Source organism: Pseudomonas sp. NPDC087614 (genome assembly GCF_044743485.1).
Lineage (GTDB): Bacteria > Pseudomonadota > Gammaproteobacteria > Pseudomonadales > Pseudomonadaceae > Aquipseudomonas > Aquipseudomonas baetica_A.
In genome coordinates this window covers 20832-27475 of record NZ_JBIUWN010000069.1, presented here as the reverse complement: position 1 = coordinate 27475, position 6644 = coordinate 20832, and the positions used below count along the sequence as shown (strand labels likewise).

The window sequence follows — 6644 nt, the reverse complement described above, 5'->3', positions numbered from 1 at the left end:
CGCTTACCCCGGGCTCCAGCCCCCGCCCCCCACCACCCCACCACGACCCCCCCCCCCCCCCGGCCCCGCCCCGCCCGCCTCCGGCCACTTGTCGGTACGGACCCGTGATCGCCAGTACGGTGAGGCCAAGTGGCAAGGGCGTTCCTACATTCTGGTCGACACCGGTGGTATCTCCGGTGACGAGCACGGTATGGACGAAAAAATGGCCGAGCAGTCGCTGCTGGCCATTGAAGAAGCTGATGTTGTGCTGTTCCTGGTAGATGCCAAGGCCGGTTTTACCGCCGCCGACCAGATGATCGCCGAACACTTGCGCAAACGTAACAAGCGCTCCTACGTGGTCGCCAACAAGGTCGACAACATCGACCCGGAAATGGCCCGCGCTGAATTTGCTCCGTTGGGTATGGGCCACGCGATTCCGATCGCCGGTGCTCACGGCCGTGGCATCACTCAGATGCTGGAAATCGCCTTGGGTGATTTCCCGAGAGACGAAGAAGAGCCGGAGGACGGCGAAGAAGAAGTCGTTGCCGAAGGCGAGGAAGCCAAGCGCATTCCTGGCCCGAGCGAAAAAGACGGGATCAAGATCGCCATCATCGGCCGTCCGAACGTCGGCAAGTCGACTCTGGTCAACCGCATGCTCGGTGAAGACCGGGTAATCGTCTACGACCAACCCGGCACCACGCGCGACAGTATCTACATTCCGTTCGAACGTAATGAAGAGAAGTACACGCTGATCGATACCGCCGGTGTTCGCAAGCGCGGCAAGATCCACGAAGAAGTCGAAAAGTTCTCCGTGGTCAAAACCCTGCAAGCGATCAAAGACGCCAACGTGGTGATCTTCGTGATGGACGCCCGCGAAGGCGTGGTCGATCACGACCTCAACCTCTTGGGTTTTGCCATTGAGTCCGGTCGTGCGCTGGTTATTGCCATCAACAAGTGGGACGGCATGACGCCGAGCGAGCGCGACTTCGTGAAGGTCGAGCTGCAACGTCGACTGTTCTTCGTTGATTACGCCGATATCCACTTCATCTCGGCACTGCACGGCACGGGCGTGGGCAACCTTTACGCGTCCGTACAGAACTCGTTCAAGTCGGCGGTCACCCGCTGGCCGACCAACCGCCTGACCCAGATTCTGGAAGACGCGGTTGGCGAGCACGCGCCACCGATGGTCAACAACCGCCGGATCAAGCTGCGTTACGCTCACTTGGGGGGGGCCAACCCGCCGATCATCGTGATCCACGGTAACCAGATCGAGAAAGTGCCCAAGTCGTATGTGCGCTATCTGGAGAACACTTACCGCCGTGTGCTGAAGCTGGTCGGTACGCCGATCCGCATCGAGTTCAAGGGCGGCGAGAACCCGTACGAAGGCAACAAAACCACGCTGACCGACCGTCAGGTCAACAAGAAGCGTCGTTTGATGTCGCACCACAAGAAAGCCGACAAGAAGCGCCGCGACAAGAAGTGATTCATCGCTTCTTGTGCGATCAAGATAAAAAGGGGGGCGCCGGTTGGCGCCCTTTTTTTATGGGCGTCGTATGGGCTATCCTCGGGCTCTCCCGCGCCGTCGTCAGAGCCGGGGGCAGAGCAGGGAACCCGGATGATCACCAGTAAGCTGCCGAATGTCGGCATCACTATTTTCACGCAGATGTCTCAGCTCGCGGCGCAGACCGGAGCCATCAACCTGTCCCAGGGTTTTCCTGATTTCGACGGCCCACAGTCCCTGCGCGATGCGGTCGGTCGGCATATTGCCAGTGGCCATAACCAGTATTCGCCGATGACCGGGTTGCCGGCGCTGCGTGAGCAGATTTCAGCGAAGATCGCCCGCAGTTATGGCGTGAACGTCGATGCCGACAATGAAGTGACAGTGACGCCGGGTGCAACCCAGGCGATTTTCTGTGCCATTCAGGCCGTTATCCACAGCGGTGACGAAGTGATCGTTTTCGACCCGTGCTACGACAGCTATGAGCCCGCAACGGAACTGGCCGGCGGTCGCTGCGTGCATGTGCAACTGAGGCCCGACGATTTCTCCATCGATTTTGACAAGCTTGCCGCTGCCCTGAGTCCGCGCACGCGAATGATCGTCCTCAACACCCCGCATAACCCGAGCGGAGCGCTGATCAGCCGCGCAGAGCTTGATCAACTGGCGGCGTTGATCCGCGATCGTGACATCTATTTGATCAGCGATGAAGTCTACGAACATCTGGTGTTCGATGGCACGCCACATGTCAGCGTGCTGGCCCATGAAGCGTTGTATCAGCGCGCATTCGTGGTCAGTTCGTTTGGCAAGACCTACCACGTCACGGGCTGGAAAACCGGTTACGTTGTTGCACCGCCCGCGCTGACGGCTGAATTGCGCAAGGTGCATCAGTACGTCAGTTTCTGCGGCGTGACGCCGTTGCAATACGCCTTGGCCGATTACATGGCACAACACCCTGAGCACGTCGAAGAGCTGCCAGGTTTCTATCAGGCCAAGCGCGATCTGTTCTGTGATCTGCTGACGCCGTCGCGATTGAGCTTTACCCGAGTCACCGGTACTTACTTCCAACTGGTCGATTACTCACAGATACGTCCCGACCTCAACGACGTCGAGATGGCGATGTGGATGACCCGCGAGCATGGCGTGGCGAGTATTCCGGTGTCGGTGTTCTACCAGAAACCACCCGAAGGCCAGCGCCTGGTGCGCCTGTGCTTCGCCAAACGCGAGGAGACGCTGCGCGAAGCGGCGGCCAAACTATGCGCGATCTGAGTGCGTTACCCAATCTCAATCTGGCACTGATTCAGACCAGCCTGGCATGGCATGACCGTCAGGCCAACTTCGAGCATTTCGAGGTGTTACTGGAGCAGGCGCGTGGGGCGGACCTGATCATCCTGCCGGAAATGTTCACCACCGGCTTCTCCATGGAGTCAGAAACCCTCGCCGAAGCCGAGAATGGCCCTACCAGCAAATGGCTGCGGGTGCAGGCGGCCAAGCTCAATGCGGTGATCACCGGCAGCGTGATCGTTCAGGCCGCCGACGGTAGCCACCGCAATCGTTTGTTGTGGGCAAGGCCCGACGGCGAAGTCTGGCATTACGACAAGCGCCACCTGTTCCGCATGGCCGGCGAGCACAACCACTACACCCCCGGTGAACGTCAGGTGCAGTTCGAGCTCAAGGGCTGGAGGGTTCGACCGCTGATTTGCTACGACTTGCGATTCCCGGTGTGGAGTCGTGACGCGCAGGACACTGATCTGCTGCTGTACACCGCTAATTGGCCGGGTGCACGGCGTTTGCACTGGAATCGCCTGCTGCCTGCGCGAGCCATCGAAAATCTGTGCTACGTGGCGGCGGTCAATCGTGTGGGCACTGACGGCAAGGGGTTTGCGTATACCGGCGACAGTCAGGTACTGGATTTCCAGGGCGAAACCTTGCTGGCGGCGGGGGAGGCTGACGGGGTGTTCAGGGCTGTGCTGGAGGCCGCGCCATTGGCTGCTTACCGTGAGCGTTTTCCGGCGAATCTGGATGCCGATACCTTCGAGTTCACCTGATATTTGCGGTGTCTGGCAGGCCATCTTCGCGAGCAAGCCCGCTCCCACAGTTGACCGCGTTCCAATGGGGGAGCGGGAGGCCAGATTGAGCAACACAAAACCATCAGGCAAAAAAAGGCCCCGGCGTTCGCACTCCGGGGCCTTGTGCGTTTCAGCGATGGCTTAAGCCGCTTTCGCTTCCGGCTGGCTCAGCGAACGGTTGAGTGCGCTGAACAGTGCCTTGAAGCTGGCCGTGGTGATGTTCTCATCGATACCCACACCGTGCACCGCACGTTCGCCGTTCACGCGCAGCTCGATGTAGGCCGCCGCTTTGGCATTGGTGCCCGCGCCGATCGCGTGCTCGTTGTAGTCCATGATCTCCACCGGAATCGGCAGGCCAGCGACCAGTGCTTCCAGCGCACCATTGCCTTTGCCGCGCCAGTGCAGGTTGGTTTCGCCCTGACCTTGGCTTGCCACCTCCACTTCGACCGAGCTGTTGCCGTTTTCTTCCTGCAGGCGATGGCTGACCAGAGCATAAGGGGTGTTGGCTTGCAGGTATTCGCTGATCAACAGCGAGTGGATCTGCTTGGCGGACATCTCCAGGCCCAGACGGTCGGTTTCACGCTGCACGACCTGGCTGAACTCGATCTGCATGCGGCGTGGCAGGCTGATGCCATATTCCTGTTCCAGCAAATAAGCGATGCCGCCCTTGCCCGACTGGCTGTTGACGCGGATCACCGCCTCGTAGCTGCGGCCGATGTCGGCCGGATCGATCGGCAGGTACGGGACTTCCCACAGGGCATCGGGTTTCTGCTGGGCGAAACCCTTGCGGATCGCATCCTGGTGGGAGCCGGAGAAGGCGGTGTGAACCAGGTCGCCAACGTACGGGTGACGTGGATGAACCTGAATCTGGTTGCATTCTTCGACGACTTTGCGCACGCCGTCGATGTCGGAGAAGTCCAGCTCAGGGTTGACGCCCTGGGTGTACAGGTTCAGTGCCACGGTGACGAGGTCGACGTTACCGGTACGCTCGCCGTTACCGAACAGGCAGCCTTCGACACGATCGGCGCCCGCCATCAGGCCCAGCTCGGTCGCAGCCACGCCGGTGCCACGGTCGTTGTGGGTGTGCAGGCTGATGATCACGCTGTCACGACGGTTGATGTTGCGGCCGAACCATTCGATCTGGTCGGCGTAGATGTTCGGGGTCGCGCATTCCACGGTGGCCGGCAGGTTGAGAATCATCTTGTGCTCGGGCGTCGGGTTCCAGACCTCGATCACCGCGTCACAGACTTCCTTGGCGAACTCCAGCTCAGTGGCGCTGAAGGTTTCCGGCGAGTATTCGAACGTCCACTCGGTGTCCGGCTGCATCGCGGCGTATTTGACGAACAGCTTGGCGGCGTTGACCGCGATGGCCTTGATGCCGTCCTTGTCCTGATTGAAGACGATGCGACGGAAGGACGGCGAGGTGGCGTTGTACAGGTGAACGATGGCTTTCTTCGCACCGCGCAGGGATTCGAAGGTGCGCTCGATCAGGTCTTCACGACCCTGGGTCAGCACCTGAATGGTGGTGTCGTCCGGGATGTGGCCTTCTTCGATCAGGGTGCGCACAAAGTCGAAGTCGGTTTGCGACGCGGCCGGGAAGGAGGCTTCGATTTCCTTCACGCCCACTTGAACGAGGGTTTTCCAGAAACGCAGCTTTTTCACCGCATCCATTGGCTCGATCAGCGACTGGTTGCCGTCACGCAGGTCGGAGCTGCACCAGATCGGCGCGACATCGATGGTTTTTGACGGCCAGGTGCGATCCGGCAGGTTGATGACGGGAAACGCACGGTACTTCGAAGACGGATCTTTGAGCATGCTCATCGGGAAATTCCTTATTGTCTGGGCCGAAAAGAGGCGGCCTGCCGGTGGAACGAATGTTCTTGGAAAAGCGTGGGACGAGGCGTAGCGATTCAGCCTCGCAGTCGTGCGCTGACGAGGCACAGGCTGCGGTGCTGGCGAAGCTGAATGAGGGTGTGAGAGGTTTTCATGCCCTCAACCCTAACCGCGGGTGGGAAGGATGGCAAGCAGTCGGAAAAAATTGAGAGGAATACTCGAAAAGTACAGATTTGCACGATTTTATTGTGCGCTATGGCGGGAATCGTATGGATGTTTGCGCGAGGTTCGATACGGGCGCAATCGCTTTTCGGTGACAGTCACGACGCCTTCACGAGCAAGCCCGCTCCCGCATTGTCCGTGTCGCACACGCATCTCGTGAACACCACCAACCTGTGTGGGAGCGGGCTTGCTCGCGAAGAGGCCTGCGGCCTCAGCGCATGACTCAGGGCTGGAAAGCGCCGATAAAGATCGCCGGATCGACCCGCGCATCATTCAGGCTGACATTCCAGTGCATGTGCGGCCCCGTCGCCCGGCCGGTCGACCCCACCTTGCCCACCACGCCGCCACGGGCCAATTGATCGCCAACCTTCACATCAATTTTCGACATATGGCAGAACATGCTGATAAAGCCCTGCCCATGGTCGACAAACACGGTGTTGCCGTTGAAGAAATAGTTGCCGATCAGGATCACCTTGCCTGCCGCCGGGGTCTTGATCGGCGTGCCTGCCGGCACCGCAAAATCTAGGCCCGCGTGGGGGTTGCGTTCTTCACCATTAAAGAAGCGGCGCACACCGAACTTGCTCGACAGTGGCCCGTTGACCGGTTTGTCCAGCAGCAGATTGCTCGGCGTGTTCGGGCTAAAGCTGCGGTAAGCCTTGATCTGCTCGGCCAGTTCACCCTGTATGCGCTTGAGGTTGGCCGGGTTTGGATTGACTTGCTGAGTGTTCTTCAGGGTGATGCGTTGTTCCGGGTATTTCTTGTTTCCGACCGTGAACGGCAGATTGCGTCCGCCGCTGCTGATCTGTTGCGCGCCGGGCTTGACCGTCAGCGGCACACCGACGATCGCCAGCCAGTTGTTCTGTTCCTTGACCACCAGTACCGGTTTGCCTTGATAAGTAGCTTTAGGCGCTTGGCTCGATACGCCCAGATCAACCACGGCGACGCCGCCCGGCACCGGTTTGTTCAGCATCCGGGTGATGTAACTGTCGGCGTGGGCATTGAAAGTCAGGCACAGGAGCAACAGTGGAGCCAGAAAACGCGGCATG

General features: G+C 59.8%; 5 protein-coding genes. 3 read left to right on the top strand and 2 right to left on the bottom strand.

Annotation, left to right across the window (positions count from 1 at the left end; genetic code table 11):
* From der to ACIOWA_RS21775, 3 genes are all read left to right on the top strand, one after another.
* A partial coding sequence (der, locus tag ACIOWA_RS21785) for a ribosome biogenesis GTPase Der (RefSeq protein ID WP_401161875.1) occupies positions 1–1462 on the top strand: 1462 nt, incomplete at its 5' end.
* A 132-nt stretch (positions 1463–1594) separates the two neighbouring features.
* The gene (locus ACIOWA_RS21780; protein WP_401161873.1) at positions 1595–2743 is read left to right on the top strand and encodes a pyridoxal phosphate-dependent aminotransferase; all 1149 of its coding nucleotides are present in this window, start codon (positions 1595–1597) and stop codon (positions 2741–2743) included.
* The gene (locus ACIOWA_RS21775; protein ID WP_401161872.1) at positions 2731–3522 is read left to right on the top strand and encodes an amidohydrolase; all 792 of its coding nucleotides are present in this window, start codon (positions 2731–2733) and stop codon (positions 3520–3522) included. Before ACIOWA_RS21780 ends, ACIOWA_RS21775 begins: the two co-directional genes overlap by 13 nt.
* A gap of 162 nt (positions 3523–3684) precedes the next feature.
* Here the strand turns inward: ACIOWA_RS21775 and leuA are convergent, their stop codons facing one another.
* The gene (gene leuA, locus ACIOWA_RS21770) at positions 3685–5364 is read right to left on the bottom strand and encodes a 2-isopropylmalate synthase (protein WP_339432834.1); all 1680 of its coding nucleotides are present in this window, start codon (positions 5362–5364) and stop codon (positions 3685–3687) included.
* 457 nt (positions 5365–5821) lie between these two features.
* Positions 5822–6643: a peptidoglycan DD-metalloendopeptidase family protein gene (locus tag ACIOWA_RS21765; RefSeq protein ID WP_401161869.1), complete on the bottom strand. Its 822-nt coding sequence runs from the start codon at positions 6641–6643 to the stop codon at positions 5822–5824.
* Position 6644: the final 1 nt, after the last annotated feature.

What these genes read in the sequence shown, in the direction of transcription:
- ACIOWA_RS21780 (WP_401161873.1), top strand. Translation starts at nt 1,595, where the DNA reads ATGATCACCAGTAAGCTGCCGAATGTCGGCATCACTATTTTCACGCAG.
- ACIOWA_RS21775 (WP_401161872.1), top strand. Translation starts at nt 2,731, where the DNA reads ATGCGCGATCTGAGTGCGTTACCCAATCTCAATCTGGCACTGATTCAG.
- leuA (WP_339432834.1), bottom strand. Translation starts at nt 5,364, where the DNA reads ATGAGCATGCTCAAAGATCCGTCTTCGAAGTACCGTGCGTTTCCCGTC.
- ACIOWA_RS21765 (WP_401161869.1), bottom strand. Translation starts at nt 6,643, where the DNA reads ATGCCGCGTTTTCTGGCTCCACTGTTGCTCCTGTGCCTGACTTTCAAT.